We start from the raw sequence: 23,839 nt of genomic DNA, 5'->3' as shown, positions 1-23,839 counted from the left end.
CTCCTTACAAAGTAGGCTCGTAAAAATGTCCTAATATTTTAATCGTATCGGTGATACTTACAAAGGCATGGGGATCAGAGACCTCCATCGCCGCTTCCAATTCCGGCATTTCATAACGCGATACAATGGTGAAAAGGACGGTTTTATCCTTATGATTATAAGCTCCTTCCGCCCCGTGGACGATTGTAATACCGCGCCGCATATTATTTTGGATACTATCGATCACACTCTTAGGACGGTCCGTAATAATCATCACTTGCATCCGTTGCTGTCGTGTATATGTCATATCCATTACTTTAGCGTTAACAATTAATCCAATTGTTGAATAAAAAGCGTATGGCCAGCCATATAGAAAGCCAGCAGCTACAACGATCAAAATGTTAAAGGCAATGTTGATACTTCCAATACTATGCCCTGTTTTACGCAAAATTGTAATTCCTAAAATGTCCAAACCACCGGTCGATATACCACTTTTGAGTGCTAAACCTGTCCCATAACCATTGACTGCACCACCAAAAATTGCACAAATTATAGGGTCTGTTGTCAAAGTCATTGGATGTAAAAACTTAATCATCACACTGGCTAAACCAACGGAAATAACCGTAAAAACGGTAAAACGTGGACTAATCGCAATCCAAGCTAAGATGAACAACGGTACATTTAGAGCGAAAAGTAAAATGGCGACTGAAACGTCCATTGACAAAAATCTTTTTAAAACCGTTGATACTACCTGAGCTGCACCGGTAATACCTGAAGCATAAATATGGCCCGGCGTCCAAAAAAAGTTCATCGCGATCGAAACCAAGATCGCATAGATAAACGATGTTGAAATTCTAGCCACGTATTGGTGACGTTTTGCAATTTTTTTGATTTGATGATCCATTATATATATCAATCACTTTCTTAGTTTATTTAACTCTAGTTTAATATAACATTTTCAGTCACTTGAAATGAAGACTGATACTCATTTAATAATTTTTTATATATAATCCAATAAAAAAAGAGGATTTAACCATCCTCTTTTTTCTAGTTTCTTATTAGTCTTCTGGTTTACGAACATCAATATCTAATGATAATTCAGCTAATTGTTCTTCTGAAACCATTGTTGGAGCTTCTGTCATTGGTTCTGATGCCTTAGAATTCTTAGGGAATGCAATAACATCACGAATATTATCACGTTTAGCTAATAATCTAGCAAAACGATCTAAACCAATTGCTAAACCGCCATGTGGTGGGAAACCATAATCGAGCGCTGTTAGTAAGTAACCGAATTGGTCATTGGCACTCTCTAGACTGAAGCCAAGTGCTTTCAGCATCTTTTCTTGAAGTTCACGTGTGTTAATACGAATTGAACCACCGCCTAGTTCAAGTCCATTTAAAATGATGTCATAACTTTGGGCATGGGCTTGATGAGGGTCTTCGCCTTCATCTAGATAATGAACATCCTCTTCATTTGGCATTGTAAATGGATGATGAGCAGCAACCCAGCGTTGGTCACCTTCATCATAGTCAAATAACGGCCAATCTACTACCCAAAGGAAAGCAAACTGATCCTCATCGATCATATCAAAACGTTTAGCAAGTTCAACACGGAGATAACCCAATGTATCACCAACAACCTTGGCACGATCTGCAGCAAACAGTAGTAAGTCTCCTACTTGAGCCCCTGTTTGTTCCATAATTTGTTTTTCAGTTTCTGCATTAAAGAACTTAGCAACTGGACCACTGAAACCATCATCTGTAATCTTCAACCAAGCTAATCCCTTAGCACCAAAGCGCTCTACGTATTTGCCTAGTTTATCAATGTCTTTTCTAGATAAGTTGTTAGCTCCATCAGGAACAGCAATCGCCTTAACTACTCCGCCGTTAGCAACTGCCCCACTGAAAACTTTAAATTCTGAGTCAGCCACAATTGAACTAATATCTTTTAATTCCATCCCAAAACGAACATCGGGTTGATCTGTACCGAAGCGGTCCATCGATTCTTTCCAAGAAATTCGATCAAATGGTAATTTAACATCAATATCCAAAGTATCCTTCATTACGCGAGCAATTAAGCCTTCCGTAATATCTTGAATTTCTTCAGCAGTTAAAAAACTAGTTTCTAAATCGATTTGCGTAAATTCAGGTTGACGATCCCCACGTAAATCTTCATCTCGGAAACAACGTGCTAATTGGTAGTAGCGATCAATTCCAGCTCCCATTAAAAGTTGTTTAAACAACTGTGGTGATTGAGGTAAGGCATAGAAATGTCCTGGGTAAACCCGAGAAGGTACTAAATAATCACGAGCTCCTTCGGGTGTCGACTTTGTTAAGTCAGGTGTTTCAATATCTAAGAAACCTTGTTCATCAAGATAACTATGAACAGCTTGCGTAATTCGATTACGGATTTTAAGACCTTTAAGCATTTCTGGACGACGAAGATCCAAATAACGATATTTCATCTTCAATTCATCAGATGCACTTACTCCATCCTCAATATCAAATGGAGGTGTCTTAGCTGAGTTCAAAATCTTAGCTTGTTGAACTTCCACTTCAATTTGTCCCGTTTTCATTTTAGGATTAACGTCTTTTTCCTTACGTTGTTTGACAATCCCAGTTATTTCAAGGACATATTCATTTCTTAATTGATCAGCAATTTTCAATGCATCAGCCGAAAATTCTGAACTAAATACTAATTGAACGATCCCTTCACGATCGCGAAGGTCAATAAAAATTAGTTGTCCCAAATCACGACGTTTTTGAACCCATCCTTTTAAAGTTACTGTTTGGCCAGTATACTGTTCATTTACTAAACCAGCGTATGTTGTTCTTTTCATTAGTCTTCCTCGCTTATTTTAAAAGATCTTTTAATGTATTAATTTCGCTTAATGCTACGGTACGTTCTTCTCCAGAATGCATGTCCTTTAATTTAAAGATTCGATCATTCATTTCAGATTCGCCAATGGTAACCACATACTTAGCGTTCAGCTTATCCGCTGATTTAAATTGAGCTTTTGGTTTACGATCAAGGTAATCTTGTTCAGTTACAAAATTCATTTGACGAAGTTCATGGACAACCTTAAGAACATCATTTTGAACAAGATCGCCAATTCCAACAACGTAAAAATCAAGTTGTTTACTTTGAAGAGTGGTTTGTGTTTCAGCATTTAATAATAAGAGCAGACGTTCAACTCCTAGTCCAAAACCAACTCCAGAAACTTCAGGTCCTCCTAATTCTTCAACCAAACCATTATAACGACCTCCAGCACAGATAGTAACATCTCCCTTTCCTAAAGGAGAATCTGCAATCATAATTTCAAAAATAGTATGGTTATAATAGTCCAACCCACGAACCATGGATGAATCCACAACGTAGTCTACTCCTAATGTATCAAGTTCTTCTTTAACACTTGTAAAGTGCTTTTGAGCATCTTCAGTTAAGAAGTCTAAAATCTCCGGAGCATTTTCAACAATCTTTTGATCGTTTTTATCTTTGCTATCTAGAACACGTAAAGGATTTTTATGGAGACGAGCTTTAGAATCATCACTCAATTCTTCAAAATGGGGTTCCAAATAATCAATCAATGCTTGGCGGTAACGATCACGACTCTCTTTATCACCTAGCGTATTGATAACTAATTTTAGTCCCGAAACCTTCAACTTTTTAAGAAAATCCATCCCCATCATGATTGTTTCAACGTCAATTTTAGGGCTATCACTACCGAATGCTTCTACCCCGATTTGGTGAAATTCACGTAGTCGGCCAGATTGTGGACGTTCATAACGGAACATTGGTCCCATGTAGTAAACTTTTACCGGTTTCTGGTGTTCTGGTCCATATAACTTATTTTCAACAAATGCCCGAACCACTCCGGCTGTTCCTTCTGGACGTAACGCAATGTGGCGTCCACCTTTATCATCAAAATCATACATTTCTTTGGTAACAATATCAGATGTATCCCCAGCACTTCTTGAAAAGACTTCAAATTTTTCAAAAATTGGTGTACGGATTTCTTCGTAGTTATAAAGTGCAAATGTTTCGCGAGCATTCTGTTCAACAAATTGCCATTCTTTTGAAAATGGCGGTAATATGTCTGCTGTTCCCTTTGGTTTTTGATACTTCATTTATATTCACCTCAAATATTTTTCAAAGAAAATAAAAGACGCCCTTGATTTAACAAGGGCGTCTTGACGCGGTACCACCTTAGATTTGTACTCTACGGCATATATAATGGGTGCCGACCAAATCTCCAAGGTGTCTTCAATATGACGCATGCACTCTTTTCCAGCAACCGAGCTCTCTTAGCCATGTCGTCAATATTTAATAGTCCTTTTCATCGATTTATATTAACTTTAGTTATAAAAGTACTAGAAAAAACCATATTAGTCAAGGCGAATTCGTCAAGTAAGTACCCTTAAAAATTTGCTATAATGGATACTAATAATAATAAATTAAGTGAGATTAGCATGAATAAAGAAATTATTTTTAACTTTATTAAAAGAAACCTTGTTCAAATTGGTCTATCAATTGCGTTTGGGGCTGTAGCAATTTTTTTGATTCTACCACTTTTTAATTCTAAAACCGTATACGTAGGTTTGGATCAAGTTGCAATCCGAAGTTCTAATAGCCGAACGTCAAAAAAAATTGGAACCCTCAATCAATATCAAACGGTAAGCGTACTTTCCAAATCTAACCACTGGTATCATATTCGTTATGATGACACTAAAATGGGCTGGATTCCCGATTGGATTACCAACCGTTCTTTTCCTAAAGGTCAAAAAGAAACTCCTTTAGCAGAATCAATTATTGTCATTGATGCCGGACATGGTGGGGTTGATTCAGGTGCTTTAGGAATCGATCAATCCCATGAAGAAAAGAAATATACCCTACGTGTATCTAAGGCCATTCAAAGTAAATTAGATCACAGTGGAGCTAAAGTAATTATGACCCGTGATAATGATAGTTTTATCGAATTAGCTGAACGTCCCCAAATTGCTAACCGAAATCATGCGGATGCCTTTATCAGTATCCATTTTGATTCTTCTGGTGAAAATAATGCCGGAACTGGAGACACTACCTACTATTACCACGATAACGGTTCGATTGAGTTAGGTAAAGCCATTAATAAACAATTGATTAATGATGTTCCTCTTTACAACCGAGGCGTCAAATTCGCTAATTATCAGGTCTTACGTGATAACAAGCGTCCGGCAATTTTAATTGAGGGTGGATACATCAACACCAACTCTGATTTCAAAAAATTGTCTAGTGCTTCTTATCCAAAAAAGGTCGCCAAAGCTGTTCATCAAGGATTAATCAATTTTTTATCTAGATAAGTCTGAATATCTTTAAAATTATTGGTTATTAATTCTGGATGGCTAGTTACATTAATAATTTGGTCAGGATCAAATAAAATTCCCTTTATATCAGCATTATGTGCAGCGTCGATATCTAAGTTTCGATCGCCAATCATATATGCTGTTTTTTTGTTTGCTTGATTTCGCTCAATTAAATAATTTAATGAAGCTGGATTGGGTTTTCTTGGGAAAGTCATGTTTCCAGTAACAAAGTCTTCAAACCAAGTTTTCATTTCAAATTTTTCTAGTAAAGTAATTGCCGCCTGATTTCGATGAGTTAGCAAATAATTTTTACCACCATGGTTTACTACCGACTCTAGCGTTGCCTTTACGCCTTCAAATGGTCGACTATTTTTTAATTCCTCGTTTTCAATTGCTCGAAAATGACATTCAATCGTAGTACTTTCAATCTTAGCTATACGAGCTAAAACTTTAATCGCATCCCCCAAGGATCCTTGACGCATTTGCTGATAGGCTTGATTTCGGTCAATCTTAATCTGGTAATCAACGGCTGTTTGTACCAAAGCAGCTACCATCGCTGGGTATGTGTCAAATAACGTTCCGTCAAAATCATAAAAAATATCCATAATTTTCTCCTTAAAAAAGAGCTTATCTTAGGAGCTAAACTATGTTTGCTCTACGCCAACAATAGTCTAAGACTTCTAATTTAAGCTCTTTCAATCATTCTTTATTTTGTGTATCTAAAACAATCGTAACCGGTCCATCGTTAACCAATTCCACCTGCATATCCGCCCCAAATTGACCAGTTTGTACTTCAATTCCTGTAGCACGTAACTTAGCATTGAACTGATCATACAGTTTACTAGCCAACTCTGGGTTACCCGATTTAGTAAAGCTCGGCCGATTTCCTTTTTTAGTGGAAGCAAATAAGGTAAATTGAGAAACAGAAAGAATCGCTCCTTTTACATCGTTAATAGACAGATTCATCTTAGCTTGCTCGTCTTCAAAAATACGCATATTAACAATTTTGCGTACTGCAAAGTCGAGATCAGCGTCCGTATCTTCATCGTTGAAAGCCACTAATAGCATGAATCCCGGCCCGACCTTTCCAACTACATTCTCTTCAATTGTAACGCTTGCTTTTGATACTCTCTGAATTACAACTCTCATACATTACTCCTAATGGGTTGGACGTTTAACCACATAAACGTCCTTAACATTTTTTAAGCTTTCCATAACTCGTTGTAAATGTAATAAATTTCGCACTCCGATAGTCATACTGATTACTACCATCCGATTATGATCTAATTTTCCATTCACTGATGAAAGATTTCTAGTAGAGTTATTAACTGATTTCAAAACATCATTTAACATGCCATTACGGTTGTAGCCTTCTACTTCCAAGTCAGCAGAGTAATTTCCTGATTCATCATTAGGATTTTCCCAACTAACTTCAATAATGCGTTCACCATTTTCTTCAGCTTGACGGACGTTGGGACATTCGACCCGATGAACGGAAACTCCTCGTCCCTTAGTAATATATCCCACGATTTCATCCCCAGGAACTGGACTACAACAGTGGCTTAAGCGAACTAATAAATTATCCGCACCCTCAATTACAATGCCTTCAGAAGAAGATTTCTTTTTCTTACGATCGTCATTACTTTCATTAGAGATTGTTTGATGACTTTCTAACAATTGTTTTTGTTCTTCTCGTTGGCGATCTTCTTCTGCTTGCTTACGTAAATCCTTGGTTAACCGATTAGCAATTCCCGCCGGAGCTAAATCACCAAATCCAACTGCAGCAAACAAATCATTAATTTGGGAGAAGTTCATTTGGTTAGCAACATCTTTTAAATGTTCATCGTCCATCAAATCAGAAACATCGTACCCTGTTTGTTCCAATTGCTTAGCAAGGATGTCCCGTCCTTTTTCAACATTTTCTTCGTGATCAACTTGGCGGAAAAATTGTTTAATCTTATTCCGTCCACGTCGAGTAGAAACTAGATTAATCCAGTCACGACTCGGCCCAGCAGAATTTTTGGAAGTTAAAATTTCAACAATATCACCATTTTTAATGGTGTAATCTAAAGGAACGATTTTGCCATTAACTTTAGCTCCGGTAGCATGATTACCAACTTCAGTATGGATGATATAAGCCAGGTCTAGTGGACCAGCTCCCTTTGGTAACTCATACACATCCCCCTTAGGCGTAAATGCATAAACGCGATCACCAAACAGATCCCCTTTAACACCTTCCATAAAATCGGCTGCATCATTACTTTCATCTTGAAGTTCGACAATTTCTTTAAACCAGTTTAACTTCGCATCTGTTGTATTTTGAGCCAACTCATCTTTAATGCCTTCTTTATAAGCCCAATGAGCAGCAACCCCATACTCGGCAACACGATGCATCGCTTGAGTACGAATTTGGATCTCCAATGGTCGCCCTTCTGGCCCTACCACCGTCGTATGCAAAGATTGGTACATATTAGCCTTAGGCATTGCAATATAGTCTTTAAAACGACCTGGGATTGGTTTCCATTTAGCATGGATAGCACCCAACACAGCGTAACAATCACGAACTGACACCGTAATTACTCGAATTGCTAGTAAGTCATAAATTTGACTAAATTGCTTGTGCTGATCGACCATCTTACGGTAGATAGAATAGATGTGTTTTGGTCTTCCATAAATTTCAGTATGCTTTAATTGTAAATCTTCGACCGCTGATTTTAGTTCTGAAATCGCGGAATCAATGTATTCTTCACGTTGATTTCGCCTTGAATTCATTAAATGAACAATTCGATAATATTGTTGAGGATTTAGATACCGCAGTGAAATATCTTCAAGTTCCCATTTAATTGTGCTAATCCCTAAGCGTTCGGCTAGTGGTGCGTAAATTTCCAACGTTTCATTTGATATTCGTCGTTGTTTATCAGGGCGCAAGTGTTGTAGAGTTCGCATGTTATGCAAGCGATCTGCAAGCTTAACAATAATAACTCGGATATCTTGTGACATAGCTAAAAGCAACTTCCGATGATTTTCAGCTAACTGTTCTTGATTTGATTTATATTTGATTTTACTGATTTTAGAAACACCATCGACAATTACTGCCACATCTTTACCAAAAAGTTCTTCGATATCACCTAAGGTAATCAGTGTATCTTCGACTGTGTCATGTAAAAATCCAGCTGCAACCGTTTCAGGATCCATTTTTAGATTGGCTAAAATCCCTGCAACTTGAATCGGATGCATAATATATGGTTCGCCCGATTGACGATATTGTTCCTTATGGACATATGACGCAAAATCACAGGCTTTTTGAACAAATGCCGCATGTTCTTCGTTCATGTACTCCTGGCACATTTTAATTACTTCATTTGCCGTTAACACTGGTTCTTTAGACATTAATATCACCACCAACCTCAAAATACAATAAAAGCACGGAATCAAATGACTACGTGCTTCGCTTTTATTGAATTAAGTATACGTTTATTGATAATAAATTGCAATATTCAGCCGTTAGAAAGGTTATACGACAGTAATTCTACACATAAATATACGATGGTAAAATAATATGAATAATGAGGCAAAATAATAAAGGCCCCTATTAAATATAAAATAGGAAAAACAAATAGAAAAATGAAATGTAATCCATTTGATTTTATTAGATTTCCAAACGTGTAACTTGCCAAAACATTAAATACAATTAATAGCCATAAAACAATCATTACCGATGGCGTATGGCAAAGTTTTAAAATTATTGGAAGGACAATTCCAATTAAGAAAGCGAAAAGTATGTATCGCCAATGAATAGAAAGTCCCCATTTATTAATTTTTTTCATTGTCTTTCTCCTTATTACTTAAGCTCGAATTGATAAGATACAGCTGATAATAAATACATCGGAGCTGTTTCCGCTCTTAAAATTCTTGGCCCTAAACCTGCTAAAACAAATTGATGCTCAGTAAATTCTTGAATTTCCTCTTCTGCAAATCCACCTTCAGGACCGAAGACGGCTAGAAGCTGGTCTCCAGCCTTTAGTTGCAATAGAAGCGATTTAAAATTAGCATGTTCATCTTGTTTAGCCGATTCTTCATAAGCTACCATTCGATGCTCAATGGTTGTTTCAAATAGTGCAGGCGCTTTAATAAATACCACCGTAGGAATAAGCTGGCGATGTGATTGCTCAGCCGCACCTTTGGCAATTTCACGCAGTCTTTTTAATTTCTTCTCCACTTTAGGTTCTGACCAACGAGCTACCGAGTAACGCGACTCAAAAAATATAAAGTGCTTAGCTCCCATTTCAGTTCCGCGTTTAATAATTTGTTCGTTTTTGTCACCCTTAGAAATTCCACACGCAATCGTAATATCAACTGGTAGTTCAACTGACTTAGTAATATCTTCTTTAGTTCTTAAAGTTGCAATTGATCCACTCTTCAAAACTTCCGCAATGAAAACTTTACCATCTAGATCTACAACTTCCACATCTTGACCAATATCAGTACGCATTACTCGAATCAGATGATGAGAATCTTCTTTCGAAAGTTGAAGTTCAGCTTGGATCTTAAGGGGCTGTTTTACAAAATACCTTTGCATAGTTTCTCCTTAATCATCTTTCCGATTAGTAGCAATCACGCCACGCCACTCACCGTAATGTAGAACTTCTTCAATTTTAAAATCATTGGCTATCAATGTATCTATCACTAACTCTAGTTTATCATCAATAATCCCTGATAATATGAAATATCCATTGGAATTAAGCAATTGCTTAGCTTGCGGAATCAATGGTACTAAAATATCGGATAAAATATTAGCAACAATTGTATCTACAGGGCGATTAATCCCTTTCAATAAATCATTAGCACTAACTTTAATATCCTTAGCAATTGGATTTAAATCGAAGTTTTCTTGAGCGGCTGCGACTGCAATATCATCGACATCAAAAGCTTCTACATCACTTGCTCCTAAGTGTTTAGCAGCAATACTTAAAACTCCTGAACCAGTTCCGACATCATAAAGTGTCTCGCCGCCACGCATCGTCATTTCTAAAGCTTGGAGACAAAGACGAGTTGTGGGATGAGTTCCCGTGCCAAAAGCCATTCCTGGATCTAAGCTAATTACCTTTTCATCGCTGAAACTTGCTTGGTAATCACTCCAACTTGGTTTTACCGTTAAATAACGGGTAATGCGGACTGGATGATAATACTTCTTCCATGCTGTAGCCCAGTTGTCATCCTGCACTTCAACCGTCGTAATGCTGGCTTCTCCAATATCAAGTCCAAAGTCAACTAATGCATTCACCTTAGTACGTAATTGACTTAAAATTACGTCAATATTTGTTGTATCGTCTGGATAGTATGCTGATACGATTGCACCTTCAGTAATATGTGGAATATCTTTTAATTCCATTAATTCTGCAGGATTACTAGCTCGATAATTCTCAAAATCTAGTGCATTTTCAATTTTCACTCCAACAGCATCGAGGCCATCGAAAATGCTGCTAACAGCTTCGACGGCCTCGTTTGTTGTTTTGACGTTTACTTCAGTCCATTTCAAACAAAATCAGCTCCTATAATATCTCGTGTTTAGATACTATGATACCATTTTGCTTAAATATACGAAAAGTAAATTATTTTTCACTTAAAGCTTGTTTAGGAAGGACTAGGTTAAGAATGACTCCTAAAACGGTTGCCACTGCTAATCCTGAGAAACTTAGATTACCAATATTAAAACTAGCATTACCAATACCGATTACTAAAATTGATGCAGCAATCATTAGATTACGTTTCTGATTAAAGTCGATTTTATTATCAATTAAAATCCGTAGACCATTAGCAGCAATCGTTCCAAATAGTAGAAAACTAATTCCACCAATTACTGGATTAGGAATACTTTGAATCAATGCGCTTAATTTTCCAACGAAACTAAAGATAATTGCACTCACCGCTGCACCCATCAAAACATAGACACTGTGAACTTTTGTAACTGCAAGTACTCCAATATTCTCACCATAACTAGTTACGGGAGGTCCCCCAATAAAACCAGCTACAATCGATGCCACACCATCACCTGAAAGTGTGTAGTGTAGTCCTGGATCCTTAAAGAAATTACGATGGGTTAAAGTATTCAAAACCATGATGTGGCCAGTATGCTCTGTCATCGTTACGAATGCCAGTGGCATCATACTTAATACGGCCCCGATGTTGAAGTGCATCTGATAATTTACAAATGGAATTTCAAAATTTGGAGCAACTAACCATTTAGCTTGTTGAACAGTAGATAAATCGACCACTCCCATGACAAGCGCGATAAGGTAACCAGCAATTAAACCTAACAAAATAGGAATTAAACTAATAAAGCCTTTGAGATACATATTAAATACAATGGTGATTAACAGTGTTGCCAGTGCGATAATGAAGTATTTGATATCATACACGCTTTGACTGCCAACGGATCGCATAGTTGCATCTGTAGCAGCGGTTCCTGCTAATGATAAACCAATCACCATAATAATTGGACCAACGACAATCGGTGGTAATATCTTATCCAACCAATCCGAACCCATCCAACTAATCAACAAAGCCACAATCAGATACACTACCCCAACTGAGATAGTTCCTTGTGCAATACCTTGATAGCCCGTTGTTTTCATTAACGCCAGCATTGGAACAATAAATGTAAAACTAGAACCCATATAAGCTGGTATTTTAGCTCTGGTTATCAAGATATATAACAGCGTTCCCACACCTGAACTAAAAAGAGCGATTCCTGGGTTTAAACCCACTAAGATTGGAACTAAAACGGTCGAACCAAACATTGCAAACATATGTTGAATAGATAGGCCTACCAACTGAGGAAACTTTACTTTATCATGGATATCTAAAATTGCCTCAGGATTGTGATATTCTTCTTTCTTTGCCATAACCACGTACTTCCTTTCATAGAAAAAGCCTCTTAGATCGATGTGATCCAAGAGGCTTCAGTAAATTCTATGATTCCCCGTTAAGTGCGAGGTTCTACCGAACAAATTGAGCCTTTTGGCCTCACAGGACCAAATTAAGGTTTCTTTTCTTTAATTGACTATACTACGCATAAAACTTAATGGCGTCAATAGTCAATTTACTTTTTTATTTTTTTGGAATGATGTTTTTTACGGCGTGTTATGTTAGTAACTCCATCAGTTTCCGTTAGATGTTTCTTTAAATAAGCTAATAAATCACTTTCTCGACGAAAGATACGAGGATGCTTTTGTTCATGCAGACGTAAATCAATCTCAGTAATTTTAATTCGACCCGTCCATGTATGGGTGTAATTAATAATTGCTCGATTATTAAGTTCATCTTTGCCAAATTTAAAAACATAAACACTTCCTGGCGTCATCATCGGCCGGATATATTTCTTACTATATTGTAGATTATTGCTTCTCAAAAATTGTTTTGTTTTCTTTAGAATTGTTGATCACCTCGACTAATTTTTCTTTTAACTTCCGTATGTATGATTATTCATTCTATCCCATTCCTAGGCAAAAGTAAAATAATTAGGTTGCTTTCGAATGTCTATTATCGGCGTTTTAATAACTTTTAAAGCGTTTCAAGAATTGTTTTTCATTCTATTGTTATTTTTACAGATTAACACCATTCTAAATTCATCCATCCTTCTCTTATTAGTTTAAAAGTAAATATCTTAAACATTTTATAGAAATACTTTCTAATTGGAGTTGATTCTTTTATAAAAAGGCTTTGTTTTAATGGAAAATCCACGTATGATAGATATTATTGAATTTGAGTATACGGATAGGTGTTCTTATGAATCAAAATAAAACAAAAGGTTTGTTATTTGCAATCTTAGGTAGCGTGCTCTGGGGTGGCTCCGGAACAGCCGCTCAATTTGTTTTTCATCATCAGTCAATTGACCCCATTTGGTTGGTCGGAGTTCGACTACTTACGGCTGGTAGTCTGTTAATCGTTTATAGTTTTTTAAAAAATGGTAGGAAGATTTTTACCATTTTTTATACTAAAAGTAATATTTTATGGTTGATACTCTTTGCCCTACTTGGTATGGTTCCATCTCAATTAACTTATTTTCTAGCTATCAAATTTGGAAATGCAGCTACTGCGACAATCCTTCAATTTATGGGTCCTTTATTCATCATTCTTGCTTTGGCAGTTGGAAGTCGAACTTTGCCACGACGAATTGATGTTATTTCCATTCTTGTGGCCCTAATAGGAACTTTACTACTAGTTACTAAAGGTAACCTTGGTAGTCTTGCTTTAGCACCTTTAGCAGTATTCTGGGGACTAATGGCGGGTGTTGGACAAGCTAACTATACTTTGATTCCTCGTCGCTTACTTAAGAATTTTGATGCAGCTTTAGTTACTGGTTGGGCCATGCTGATTGGAAGCATTCCATTTGCTAAGATAATCATAACTAATCGCCCTGCCTCCATTGATCCTGCTTCTATCTTATTGATTGTATACATTATTGTTGGTGGAACTATGTTATCTTACCTATTCTATTTAAGCAGTTTAAATTATTTGAAGCCCGATACGACTGGGATGCTTAGCTCTTTTGAGCCTTTAACTGCCACATTACTTTCAATCCTTTTATTGGGAGTTCATTTTGGGTTAGCTGAAACAATCGGCGGGTTATTAATTTTAACTACGGCATTTCTACAAGCCTTACCTACTAGAAAAAAGATTGTTTAATAAAAATGCACTACTAGTTTTAAAACTAGTAATGCATTTTTTATTCCAGTGAAAATCCTTGTTTTTTAAGAAATTCAGCAACTGCTGGTCTTTTGGGTTCGGCAAAAAAATGAAGCATTTTATGAGACCAATCCGTATTTTGGGGAGCAGTTGAACGATTAGCATAATACACACGAGTTTGTTGATTATAACTATCCAGATTTACTGCAACCGATGGTTCATATCGGTTTTTAAAAGAAATATTCTTTTTAGGTAGACGTGGCTTAATTTCATTTTTTTGAACTGGAATACCCACAGTCATTCCAAAAAGTGGCACTGTATATTTAGGTAAACCAAGTAGTTCCTTAATGCTATCCATTTCATTTCGGATTCCACCAATAAAACAGATTCCTAAGTCTAGGGACTCAGCAGCAATCGCCATGTTCTCACCTGCAATGGCCGTATCAACAACTCCTACTAGAAGAGATTCCATATTTTGAATCCCGTCTAATGGTAATTGGGCTTGCTTTAGGATATTAGCTTGTCGATATAAATCTGCTATAAAAACAAAAAAGGCCCCACTTTGTTTTACGTATGCATCACTATTGGAAATTTTGGCGATTTTTTCACGAGTTTTAAGATCAGTCACTTCAATAATAGAAGTTGCTTGAATAAAGTTCGAAGATGAACCACTTTGAGCGGCCGAAACTAATTGATTTTTTACACTTTCAGGAAGTGGTTCCGGCATAAAGTTACGCACGGATGTATGATGTTGCATTAAAATAATTGTATCTCGCATTATTAAATCCTTCTTTTTAAACTTAAATAATCTTTTTAGGCAATTCAAAAATAATATTTAATTCTAGCACACTTTTAAAAAGTTAGTTTAAGCTCATTTGAATTAACTTTTAGAATATTACCCCACAAGCGTTTGAACCATTACGTCTAAACTCTATTGCACTACCTTTTTATTTTTGATAGAATTATAGTGTTATGGAGAGTTGGCAGAGTGGTAATGCATCGGACTCGAAATCCGACGACCCGGCTAATACCGGCGCGCAGGTTCAAATCCTGTACTCTCCTTATTAGTATCTATTAGACCCTAACGAGAATTACCGCTTGTTAGAAATAAAATAGCTTAAAGCCTTTCATATCAAGGCATTAAGCTATTTTTTTGTTTTTGTAGTTCCGATTAGAAAACCACTAGAAATTAAGAAGTTGGTTCCCATTTTAAGAGCATTTTTCGAAAAATTTCATTTTATCTAATTCACCAAAAAACATTCCAATCATAAAGAATTAGTAGATTAATAAATTTAATGAGTATAGAATTTTTATATCCTGATCTAACTGTTATCAAGACCCAGAGTTGTTTATTCTAAATTTACATTAGTCGATTTTGTCACTTTATAATGTCTAACTACAATAAGCACATTGATGAATAAACGCTTAAATTATCAAGAAAAAGACTTGTACGACTTTGTACCATTTTAAATAAAAAAGCTCCCTAGTCATTGGACTAGCAAGCTAAAATAAGTAGATATTTGAGAATATAATTAATATTCCATCAAACTTAATGTATCATAGTCTTTAATTTTTTCACGGCCATTGAGGTCTTTTAATTCGATAAAGAAGGCAGTTCCCACAACTATACCACCTAATTTTTCAACTAATTCAATCGTAGCAGCGATTGTTCCACCCGTTGCTAGTAAATCATCAGTAATTAAAACCTTTTGTCCGGGTTTGATCGCATCCTTTTGAAGATACAATTCTGATTTTCCATATTCTAGACCGTAAGTAGCTTTAACGGTTTCTCGGGGAAGTTTTCCTTTTTTACGTGCTGGTGCAAAACCAATTCCCATTTCATAGGCAACCGGGCATCCCACGATAAATCCTCGTGCTTCAGGTCCCACAATCATTTCAACGCCTTTATCTCTAGCAAATTTAATGATTGCATTTGTTGCTTGACGATACGCCTCACCATTTTCCATTAAAGGAGAAATATCACGGAATGTTACACCTTTTTCTGGGAAATCTTGAATACTTGCAACGTAGTCATGTAAGTCTAATGTCATTTTACGACACTCCTTTGTTATCAACATTCATCAGTCTTTCAACTATAGCTGATAGTTCATCACCACTACTATAGAGTAATTTTTCCTGAGTTTGAATTAATTCTTCACGCTTCTTATACGCCGGTGCCTCAGTAAGTTGGTGCTGTTCTGCTTCAGCATTGATGAAAAGAAGTCCGTTTTCTATTTTAACAAAATTCAACTCAAAAAACACTTTTATCATGAAGTTGATCTTCTCTTGATCTATTTTTAATTTTGGTCCAAGTTGCATGATATCTGTTTTAGTTAATTTTTGAGTTTTAACAATACCAAACATCTGCTTAAATTCAATCCGACTGGGCATGCCACTAGCGTAGAAATCGACGTTATGAAAGAAATAAGTAATGATTCTTTGCGGCTGCGTAGCCTTGATAAGTTCGGCCATTTTGGCTAGATTATCAGGACAATCTACTAATACAATCGTGTCATTTTTCTCAATTGCTGACGAACTGTAATAATAGAATTTACGATTAAGATTTTGACTTTGAATCAAATCCATTAACTTTTGGTTAAAAAAGACATATTGCATGTCACTCTTAAATAAGTTTTTATTCAAATTTGAGGTTCGTTGATCAATAACTTGCAAACCATCGATCTTGATATCATCCGTCATAAATTGAACCGAAACATTACCACGCCACTCGTTAGTATTGATGGTTCCCACCAAACTAATGGGATTTGCAACATTATTTAAGACATCAGCTAACTCACCCCGTTTAAACGCAATAGCATTGATATTTTGATTACCATCATCAAGCGTGAACTTTAAATGTGCCCCATCTTTACCAATTGCCTTTGCTTCTTTAACACGAACGTCTTCAAGTTCAAACTTAGGTACTGGGTTATTCATCCCAAACGGCCCTAAAATTTTCATTTCTGAAACTAACTTTTCAGTTAATTCTTCAATGTTTACTTTTAAATCAATTTGTAATTGCGGCTGTTGCTTAAAATCTAAATTAACTAATTGAGCCGCCTTTTCTAATTGATCAGTTAGAGTTGCAAGCTGGTCAGCCTCTACGGTAACTCCAATAGCCATATGATGTCCACCAAACCCAACACACTTTTCTCGGATAGGATTAATAGCTTCAAATAAATTTAGAGCTGCAACACTACGTCCAGACCCCTTATAAATTCCATTACCACCTTGATCACTAAGAACAATCGTCGGTTTATTAGTTCGTTCGACAATTCGACTAGCAACAATCCCCAAGACTCCTTGATGCCAGTCGTGTCCAGCAATAACTAGCGTTTGGCGGCTAGCATGCTCATCATCAAGGGCAATTTCTTCAGCTTCAGTGTAAATATCACTAACTAATCCCTGACGCTTCGAATTAATCTTATTAATCTCTTGTGCAATTGTTGTGGCTTCTTCTTCATCAAAAGTTGTTAATAGTTCTACTGCTCGGCTGGCATTTTCTAATCTACCAACAGCATTAATTCTCGGAGCCACAGTAAAACCAATGTCTTGCTCGTCGAAATGACTTACATCAACACCTGATATTTCGATTAACTTCTGTAAGCCAATTCTCTGGGTGTTGGGTATCATTTCTAATCCCATCTTTACCAAAAAACGATTTTCATCGGTCATTGAAACCAAATCAGCGGTCGTTCCAATTGCATACAAGTCAAGGAATTCTTCGGGAATTTCTTCAAGTAAAGCTGTTGCCACCTTAAAAGCTACCCCGACTCCAGACAAATCACCAAATGGATAGGCTCCCTCTGGGTGACGTGGATGGATAATTGCATATGCCTCCGGTAATACTTCTGGTATTTCATGATGATCCGTGACAATAACATTCGTACCCTGATCTTCAGCAAATTTGATTGCTTCATTTCCGGCAACTCCATTATCCACGGTAATGATTAACTGAACCCCTTCATCATTAATGAAGTGTTGGTACTTCTTCAAATTAGGACCATAACCATCCTTAAAACGGTCTGGAACAAAGTATTGCACGTTAGCCCCTAACTGATCTAACGTTTCATACATAATGGTCGTACTTGTAACCCCATCTGCATCATAATCACCGTATACAAGAATTTTTTCGTTGCTTTCAATCGCCACAAAAATTCGGTCAAGGGCTTTTTGCATATCGTGCAGTAGCATCGGATCATGTACAATCGACATATCCTCATCAATAAAACTGAGAATATCCTCGCCTGTTTTAAAACCTCTAGCGACCATGATTTTAACCATCGTCTGGCTAAGTTTGGTTTCCGATGCCAGTTGATCGATATCAACATCATCTAACTTGCTAACTTGCCAATTAAATCTGTTATCTTTCATTAATTAACTCCAACTACTTTCGATTAATCAAGGGACTATTAACGATTAAATCACCCATTTTAGGAAATAAGGTGTACATAATCGCTCCCACTCCCATTATTTTAGGTACATTAACTTCCCTAAGATTTTCAATAATGGCCTTATTCACCAATTCAGCCACTTGATTCGCGTTAATCACGAATTGTTGAACACCTTTTAAATATTTACCACTAGGATCAGCAATACTAAAGAAATTAGTATCCATTGGTCCTGGGTTAATTGTGTGGACACGGATGTTGCGGTCATACATTTCTAGACGAAGTGCGTTAGAAAAGCCGATCACGCCGAATTTAGCACTAGCGTACGTAGTTGTTTTAGCCGTCGCAATTTTACCAGCAATAGAAGCAATATTAACAATATCTGCAGCTTCTCCAACGTGATCCACCATTAATGGCAACATTAGGCGTGTAAACTTAATCATCCCCGTCAGGTCTGTCGCAAATGTTCGTTCAATTTGTTCAAAGCTTTGACTTAACAAGTTTTCAAAATATCCCAGCCCAGCGTTATTAACTAATAAATCGACTGTTCCAAGGTGTGAATCAATCCATGCTCCCGTTTGACGGATTTGTTCCTCATTCGTTAAATCACATGCCAAACAGAATACTCTATTTTCACCCTTAACAATACATTTTTCAGCCGTTGCATTTAATTTTTTTGAGTTTCTTCCAATTAAAACTAAATTATCATAGCGAGTGCTATTCAAAATTGCAATCTTTTGCCCTAAACCGCTGCCTGCTCCAGTAATTACTGCCGTTGTCATTAAAATCACTCCTACTTTTAAGGTAATGGAATATCAATTATGTCAAAATCACGAACAACTTTACTATTACTAAAAATTTCCTTTGCATCACTTTCAAGTTGCTTACTGAGCTTTCCCGTATAACGAGCTGAAATATGGGTTAGCAATAATTGCCGAGCATTAGCTTGCTTAGCAATTTTCGCAGCTTGAATATTAGTTGAATGATAATAATTACGTGCCAAGCTTCCCTCTTGTTTTCCAAAAGTACTTTCGTGGACCAAGGCATCCGCATCTTTAGCTAAAAGTTCGATATTAGGCGTTTGTCGTGTGTCGCCCAAAACTGTGACTACTCGACCTGGTTGAGGTTTTCCAATGAAATCTTGCCCGTTAATAACTCTACCGTCATCTAAAGTAACTTCTTTACCTTGCTTAATCTGACCATAAATAGGTCCTGAAGGTATCGCTAATTCTTTTAGCTTATCGACTAAAAGTTCACCTGGATGGTCTTTTTCCTTTACCCGAAAACCGTAACTTTTAATTCGATGATCTAACTCAGCAACGTTAACAATATAATTTTGATCTTCAAATAAAACGCCCTCTTGAGCTATTTCAACAAATTTTATTCGATATGAAAGTTTTGACTCTGAAATGCGCAATGAGGTCATCACAAAGTCTTTAATGCCAGTTGGCCCGAAGATAGTAAGTTCTTCGCTACCCCCCTGATTAGAACGACTACTTAAGAAACCTGGCAAACCAAAAATATGATCACCATGAAGATGGGTAATAAATATTTTATCAATTTTACGGGGTTTTATATTAGTTTTTAAGATTTGATGCTGGGTTGCTTCACCACAGTCAAAAAGCCAAACTTCATTACTTTCATCTAATAATTTTAATGCTACACTAGTAACATTACGGAATTTACCGGGACTTCCGGCTCCAGTTCCTAAAAATTCAAGTTGCATATTTTCACCTATATCTATTGACTTAACAATCCATTTTACAATACTTTTAATTGTATCACTAGCATCGACTATAATTCTAAGATATCCTTGCTATATAAGTATTATTAAATAAGGAGGTTTCTTTTTGAATTTAAATAATTTCATAAAATCAACGGCCGAATTACGTTCCCACTTAATTCTTAAGGGGGATCAAGAACAATTATTTTTTGTTTCAGGGATCATCGTTAATACCCTTCAAAAAGAAATATTGCTTACATTAACTTTAAATCCTCATCGGTTTCCCCTTAGTCAATTTCGAACCAAAACTATTGAAGCACCAAGAGAAGCTAAAATATTATTGTTCAACCCCGAAACCAAACTAAAAACTCATACATTTGGATATTATCTACGTGATCAATATCTAGTAATCAAGTAAAAAGTCAGTGATGAGAACAGAATTGTTTAAGATTAAACATTCCTTTCTGTACTTACCACTGACTTTAATAATTTTTATTCTACAAATTCAAATACAAAGTCCAAAATTTGAACACTATCTCCATTACGTGCACCTAAGCGACGTAATTCATCATCAATTCCCATGCCACGCATTTGACGAGCAAAGCGTAAAAGACTTTCATCATGCGTTGTATCAGTCATCTTAAAGAGTTTTTCAATCTTTTCACCCTCAATAACCCAAACGTCATCAATATTTTCAATGGTAAAGTCTTTTTCTGAACTAAATTCATATGTCTTTTCAGTTTCTTCGTCAGAAGTAGCAATTAATGAATGCTGTGGAATTTCTTCCAATACATCTGCAGTTCGAGCAACTAGTTTTTCAAGTCCATTATGGGTGATAGAAGAAATTGGAAAAATTTCAAAATCAGCATAACGTTCATCAGCTCGAACTTGTTTTTCAAATTTCTTAAGCTCTTCATCGGATCCAGGTAAATCCATTTTAGTCGGAACAATAATTTGCCGACGTTCCAACAATTCAGGATTATATTTTTTTAGCTCTTCATTGATTTGACGGAAATTAGTGAATGGATCTTCTTCCGTCATCCCACTCATATCTACTAAATGAAGTAAGACCCGTGTTCGTTCAACGTGACGTAGGAATTCAAAACCTAATCCCACACCTTGAGAAGCTCCTTCAATCAAACCAGGAATGTCAGCAATAACAAAATCACGACCATCATCCAATTGAACCATCCCTAAGTTAGGTACTAAGGTCGTAAAATGATATTCCGCAATTTTAGGCTTCGCACTCGTTACTACTGAAAGTAGTGTTGATTTACCGACAGATGGAAATCCTAATAATCCAACATCCGCTAAAACCTTAAGTTCTAATTGTAATTCAATTTCTTCTCCAGGTTCCCCATTTTCAGAAATTTCGGGAGCAGGATTTCGAGGGCTAGCAAAACGCATATTTCCACGGCCTCCACGACCACCTTTAGCCACCACTAATTCTTGTCCGTTATCGGTTAAATCACCAATTACACGTCCTGTGGTTAAATCGCGGACAATTGTTCCACCTGGTACGGAAATTACGAGATCTTGAGAACTACGTCCCGTCATTTGTTTATTCATCCCATTTTTCCCAGAATCCGCCTTGAACTTATGACGATACCTGAAATCCATCAAAGTTCTAAGACCTGGGTCAACTTTTAAGACGACGTTACCACCACGGCCTCCATCGCCACCAGCTGGTCCACCGTTGGGAACATATTTTTCACGACGGAAAGCTACAATCCCATTCCCACCGTTACCAGCTTTAACATTAATTTTAACTTGATCTACAAACATTATTTTCTCCTAAATATTTTATTTCACCGAGAAATTCCTATCCATTTGTTAGTGTACCCTATTTTCCGTGCACTGATAAGGACACTTTGATAGTTTTAGCTACTTTTTCTGGAATTCCGAGTTCTTCAATTTCTTTCAAATTAGCATCCCTAATTTTATTCAATGAACCAAACGACTTCAACAGCTTGTTCCGCGTTTTAGGTCCAACACCTTGAATTAAATCTAATTGGGAAGCCAACGAATTTTTGGCGTGCAACTGACGATGGAAAGTAATCGCAAAACGATGCACTTCATCTTGGATTCTTTGAACTAAATAAAAGCCCTGACTTTTAGGATCCAACTGTACTCGTTGGTCTTGGCTACCAAAAATCAAATCCGAAGTTTTATGTTTATCATTTTTAACCATCCCAGCAACTGGAATATGCAAACTTAATTCATTTACCAAAACATCCTTTGCTGCATTAAGCTGAATATCGCCACCGTCCATTAAAATCAAATCAGGCAAAGATTGTTTCTCTTTTAATAGTCTAACATATCGGCGACGAATTACCTCTCTCGTACTGGCAGCTTCATCAGCATGATCGACTGTATTTAGCTTAAATTTGCGATACATCTTTTTATCTGGTTTTCCATCCGTAAAAACAACCATTGCTGAAACTAATTCAGAGCCTTGAATATGAGAATGGTCAAAGGCTTCAATTCGATGACCTTCAGGGATTCCAAGCGCATCAGTAATTTCCTTCATTGCGCCTGTTGTTTTACTTTCATCTAACTCCATTAATCGGAACTTTTCCTCAAGGGTAATTTGTGCATTTTCTTTAGCTAACTCTAACAAGTTTTTCTTTTCCCCACGCTGTGGAGTGCGAACCGGGACACCTAAAATTTCGGCCATAATCTTATTATCTAAGCCACTTGGTACTAAAATTTCATTTGGTAAAACCTTATTTTTATTATTATAAAATTGAAGAATAAAAGACGAAAGCTCATCATTTACATCTGTTGCGATTGGAAATAGCCTCTTCTCTCGTTTAATCAAGCGTGATTGCCGGATAAAGAAGATTTGAATAGAAAGCCACCCCTTATCAAGGTAGAAATTAAACAAATCACGTGGCGTGCTATCATTTGAAATAATCTTCTGCTTCTCAACCGTTACTTCAATATAATGAATTTGATCTCGTATGTCGGCTGCCCGTTCAAATTCCATTGCTTCAGAAGCTTTTTGCATTTTTGTTTGAAGGGACTGCTTAATCTTTGCGACATTTCCTCGTAAAAATGATTTAATTTTAGCGATTTGTTGGTCGTATTCTTCTTTGGGTACCTCTTGGAAACAGGCTCCCAAGCATTGCCCCATATGATAGTACAAGCAGGGGCGACCCTGAAATCCATTGCATCGGCGTAGTGGATAAACCTTTTCCAAAAAATGGAGTGTTTCTTCAGCAGCATACACGTTTGGATAAGGTCCAAAGTAAAAGCCCCCATCTCGACGAACACTTGAAACAATTTCCATTCGTGGATCTTTTTCATTCGTAATTTTAATATAAGGATAGCCAGTCCCTTTTTTCAATTTTATATTGTAATAAGGTTGGAACTTTTGAATTAAAGTAATTTCTAGTAAAAAAGCTTCTTTATCGCTAGAGGTAACAATATAGTCAAAATCGGCTATTTCACTCACTAGTTTCGCCGTTTTTCCCTCATGGCTACTTTTAAAGTAAGAGCGAACACGGTTTTTCAAGTTTTTGGCTTTTCCAACGTAAATGATTTGGCTATTAAGATTTTTCATCTGGTAACAGCCTGGTTTATCTGGTAACAATGCCAACTTATGTTCAATGTGTTCTGATGCCAATTTGACCCCTCCTAGTTTACATAATAACTCATAACATTATACTCTGTTTTTACCATATTCAGCAACTAAAACGAAAAAACAGGTAGT

Annotated in this window: 20 protein-coding genes and 1 tRNA gene; 4 read left to right on the top strand and 17 right to left on the bottom strand. The window is 36.6% G+C overall.

What is annotated here, in order from left to right:
- Window positions 1-4 precede the first annotated feature (4 nt).
- The 3 genes from HFC68_RS00535 to hisS form a co-directional block, all read right to left on the bottom strand.
- Window positions 5-883: a YitT family protein gene (locus tag HFC68_RS00535; protein ID WP_002833420.1), complete on the bottom strand. Its 879-nt coding sequence runs from the start codon at window positions 881-883 to the stop codon at window positions 5-7.
- Window positions 884-1,037: 154 nt separating this feature from the next.
- Window positions 1,038-2,819, bottom strand: a complete 1,782-nt coding sequence (aspS, locus tag HFC68_RS00530) for an aspartate--tRNA ligase (RefSeq protein WP_160211275.1) — start codon at window positions 2,817-2,819, stop codon at window positions 1,038-1,040.
- A 13-nt stretch (window positions 2,820-2,832) separates the two neighbouring features.
- A complete protein-coding gene (gene hisS / locus HFC68_RS00525) occupies window positions 2,833-4,107 on the bottom strand; it encodes a histidine--tRNA ligase (RefSeq protein WP_011673500.1) in 1,275 nt (424 codons plus the stop codon).
- A 342-nt stretch (window positions 4,108-4,449) separates the two neighbouring features.
- Here hisS and HFC68_RS00520 point away from each other — a divergent pair, with 342 nt between their 5' ends.
- Window positions 4,450-5,319: an N-acetylmuramoyl-L-alanine amidase gene (locus HFC68_RS00520; RefSeq protein ID WP_011673501.1), complete on the top strand. Its 870-nt coding sequence runs from the start codon at window positions 4,450-4,452 to the stop codon at window positions 5,317-5,319.
- On the opposite strand, the gene HFC68_RS00515 is transcribed toward HFC68_RS00520, so the two are convergent.
- The 7 genes from HFC68_RS00515 to HFC68_RS00480 form a co-directional block, all read right to left on the bottom strand.
- A complete protein-coding gene (locus HFC68_RS00515; protein ID WP_011673502.1) occupies window positions 5,289-5,927 on the bottom strand; it encodes an HAD-IA family hydrolase in 639 nt (212 codons plus the stop codon). The genes HFC68_RS00520 and HFC68_RS00515 overlap by 31 nt on opposite strands.
- Window positions 5,928-6,021: 94 nt before the next feature.
- Entirely contained in the window at window positions 6,022-6,471 is a 450-nt protein-coding gene (gene dtd / locus HFC68_RS00510; protein WP_011673503.1) for a D-aminoacyl-tRNA deacylase, read from the bottom strand.
- 9 nt (window positions 6,472-6,480) lie between these two features.
- A complete protein-coding gene (locus HFC68_RS00505; protein WP_002833426.1) occupies window positions 6,481-8,712 on the bottom strand; it encodes a bifunctional (p)ppGpp synthetase/guanosine-3',5'-bis(diphosphate) 3'-pyrophosphohydrolase in 2,232 nt (743 codons plus the stop codon).
- A 451-nt stretch (window positions 8,713-9,163) separates the two neighbouring features.
- The gene (locus tag HFC68_RS00495) at window positions 9,164-9,901 is read right to left on the bottom strand and encodes a 16S rRNA (uracil(1498)-N(3))-methyltransferase (RefSeq protein ID WP_011673505.1); all 738 of its coding nucleotides are present in this window, start codon (window positions 9,899-9,901) and stop codon (window positions 9,164-9,166) included.
- Window positions 9,902-9,910: 9 nt separating this feature from the next.
- On the bottom strand, window positions 9,911-10,861 hold the full coding sequence (prmA, locus tag HFC68_RS00490; RefSeq protein ID WP_011673506.1) for a 50S ribosomal protein L11 methyltransferase: 951 nt from the start codon (window positions 10,859-10,861) through the stop codon (window positions 9,911-9,913).
- 73 nt (window positions 10,862-10,934) lie between these two features.
- Window positions 10,935-12,227: a uracil-xanthine permease family protein gene (locus tag HFC68_RS00485; protein WP_011673507.1), complete on the bottom strand. Its 1,293-nt coding sequence runs from the start codon at window positions 12,225-12,227 to the stop codon at window positions 10,935-10,937.
- Between the two features lie 197 nt (window positions 12,228-12,424).
- Window positions 12,425-12,757, bottom strand: a complete 333-nt coding sequence (locus tag HFC68_RS00480; RefSeq protein ID WP_171030544.1) for a hypothetical protein — start codon at window positions 12,755-12,757, stop codon at window positions 12,425-12,427.
- Between the two features lie 353 nt (window positions 12,758-13,110).
- On the opposite strand from HFC68_RS00480, the gene HFC68_RS00475 reads away from it, so the two are divergent.
- The gene (locus HFC68_RS00475; protein ID WP_011673508.1) at window positions 13,111-14,010 is read left to right on the top strand and encodes a DMT family transporter; all 900 of its coding nucleotides are present in this window, start codon (window positions 13,111-13,113) and stop codon (window positions 14,008-14,010) included.
- A 40-nt stretch (window positions 14,011-14,050) separates the two neighbouring features.
- Here the strand turns inward: HFC68_RS00475 and nfsA are convergent, their stop codons facing one another.
- Window positions 14,051-14,788: an oxygen-insensitive NADPH nitroreductase gene (nfsA, locus tag HFC68_RS00470; RefSeq protein ID WP_160211274.1), complete on the bottom strand. Its 738-nt coding sequence runs from the start codon at window positions 14,786-14,788 to the stop codon at window positions 14,051-14,053.
- 196 nt (window positions 14,789-14,984) lie between these two features.
- On the opposite strand from nfsA, the gene HFC68_RS00465 reads away from it, so the two are divergent.
- Window positions 14,985-15,072, top strand: a tRNA-Ser gene (locus tag HFC68_RS00465).
- A 470-nt stretch (window positions 15,073-15,542) separates the two neighbouring features.
- Here HFC68_RS00465 and HFC68_RS00460 read toward each other — a convergent pair.
- From HFC68_RS00460 to rnz, 4 genes are read right to left on the bottom strand one after another with little or no spacing between them, the layout of a single operon-like run.
- Window positions 15,543-16,061 carry an adenine phosphoribosyltransferase gene (locus HFC68_RS00460; RefSeq protein WP_002833433.1) on the bottom strand — a complete coding sequence of 173 codons (519 nt, stop codon included), beginning with the start codon at window positions 16,059-16,061 and terminating at the stop codon, window positions 15,543-15,545.
- 1 nt (window position 16,062) lies between these two features.
- Complete coding sequence (gene recJ / locus HFC68_RS00455; protein ID WP_011673510.1) at window positions 16,063-18,384, bottom strand: single-stranded-DNA-specific exonuclease RecJ; 2,322 nt, start codon at window positions 18,382-18,384, stop codon at window positions 16,063-16,065.
- 13 nt (window positions 18,385-18,397) lie between these two features.
- Window positions 18,398-19,183, bottom strand: a complete 786-nt coding sequence (locus HFC68_RS00450) for an SDR family oxidoreductase (protein WP_011673511.1) — start codon at window positions 19,181-19,183, stop codon at window positions 18,398-18,400.
- 17 nt (window positions 19,184-19,200) lie between these two features.
- Window positions 19,201-20,127, bottom strand: a complete 927-nt coding sequence (gene rnz / locus HFC68_RS00445; protein WP_011673512.1) for a ribonuclease Z — start codon at window positions 20,125-20,127, stop codon at window positions 19,201-19,203.
- Between the two features lie 124 nt (window positions 20,128-20,251).
- Between rnz and HFC68_RS00440 the strand changes: the two genes are divergently transcribed.
- Entirely contained in the window at window positions 20,252-20,542 is a 291-nt protein-coding gene (locus HFC68_RS00440) for a hypothetical protein (RefSeq protein ID WP_011673513.1), read from the top strand.
- 74 nt (window positions 20,543-20,616) lie between these two features.
- On the opposite strand, the gene obgE is transcribed toward HFC68_RS00440, so the two are convergent.
- Window positions 20,617-21,909 (bottom strand): GTPase ObgE, encoded by a 1,293-nt coding sequence (gene obgE, locus HFC68_RS00435; RefSeq protein ID WP_002833437.1) that lies wholly within the window; start codon window positions 21,907-21,909, stop codon window positions 20,617-20,619.
- Between the two features lie 58 nt (window positions 21,910-21,967).
- Complete coding sequence (uvrC, locus tag HFC68_RS00430; RefSeq protein ID WP_011673514.1) at window positions 21,968-23,752, bottom strand: excinuclease ABC subunit UvrC; 1,785 nt, start codon at window positions 23,750-23,752, stop codon at window positions 21,968-21,970.
- Window positions 23,753-23,839 lie beyond the last annotated feature (87 nt).

Origin of the sequence: Pediococcus sp. EKM201D (genome assembly GCF_011800215.1) — a bacterium.
Classification (GTDB): Bacteria; Bacillota; Bacilli; order Lactobacillales; family Lactobacillaceae; genus Pediococcus; species Pediococcus pentosaceus.
The sequence above is the reverse complement of the archived record's forward strand: the minus strand, read 5'-3'. Positions and strand labels throughout refer to the sequence as shown.

Excerpts from the sequence above, each read along its gene's own strand:
- dtd (WP_011673503.1), bottom strand. The coding sequence starts at position 6,471 with ATGAGAGTTGTAATTCAGAGAGTATCAAAAGCAAGCGTTACAATTGAA.
- HFC68_RS00535 (WP_002833420.1), bottom strand. The coding sequence starts at position 883 with ATGGATCATCAAATCAAAAAAATTGCAAAACGTCACCAATACGTGGCT.
- recJ (WP_011673510.1), bottom strand. The coding sequence starts at position 18,384 with ATGAAAGATAACAGATTTAATTGGCAAGTTAGCAAGTTAGATGATGTT.
- HFC68_RS00495 (WP_011673505.1), bottom strand. The coding sequence starts at position 9,901 with ATGCAAAGGTATTTTGTAAAACAGCCCCTTAAGATCCAAGCTGAACTT.
- hisS (WP_011673500.1), bottom strand. The coding sequence starts at position 4,107 with ATGAAGTATCAAAAACCAAAGGGAACAGCAGACATATTACCGCCATTT.
- HFC68_RS00460 (WP_002833433.1), bottom strand. The coding sequence starts at position 16,061 with ATGACATTAGACTTACATGACTACGTTGCAAGTATTCAAGATTTCCCA.
- HFC68_RS00520 (WP_011673501.1), top strand. The coding sequence starts at position 4,450 with ATGAATAAAGAAATTATTTTTAACTTTATTAAAAGAAACCTTGTTCAA.
- obgE (WP_002833437.1), bottom strand. The coding sequence starts at position 21,909 with ATGTTTGTAGATCAAGTTAAAATTAATGTTAAAGCTGGTAACGGTGGG.
- HFC68_RS00505 (WP_002833426.1), bottom strand. The coding sequence starts at position 8,712 with ATGTCTAAAGAACCAGTGTTAACGGCAAATGAAGTAATTAAAATGTGC.
- HFC68_RS00485 (WP_011673507.1), bottom strand. The coding sequence starts at position 12,227 with ATGGCAAAGAAAGAAGAATATCACAATCCTGAGGCAATTTTAGATATC.
- HFC68_RS00475 (WP_011673508.1), top strand. The coding sequence starts at position 13,111 with ATGAATCAAAATAAAACAAAAGGTTTGTTATTTGCAATCTTAGGTAGC.
- nfsA (WP_160211274.1), bottom strand. The coding sequence starts at position 14,788 with ATGCGAGATACAATTATTTTAATGCAACATCATACATCCGTGCGTAAC.
- HFC68_RS00450 (WP_011673511.1), bottom strand. The coding sequence starts at position 19,183 with ATGACAACGGCAGTAATTACTGGAGCAGGCAGCGGTTTAGGGCAAAAG.
- rnz (WP_011673512.1), bottom strand. The coding sequence starts at position 20,127 with ATGCAACTTGAATTTTTAGGAACTGGAGCCGGAAGTCCCGGTAAATTC.
- aspS (WP_160211275.1), bottom strand. The coding sequence starts at position 2,819 with ATGAAAAGAACAACATACGCTGGTTTAGTAAATGAACAGTATACTGGC.
- HFC68_RS00515 (WP_011673502.1), bottom strand. The coding sequence starts at position 5,927 with ATGGATATTTTTTATGATTTTGACGGAACGTTATTTGACACATACCCA.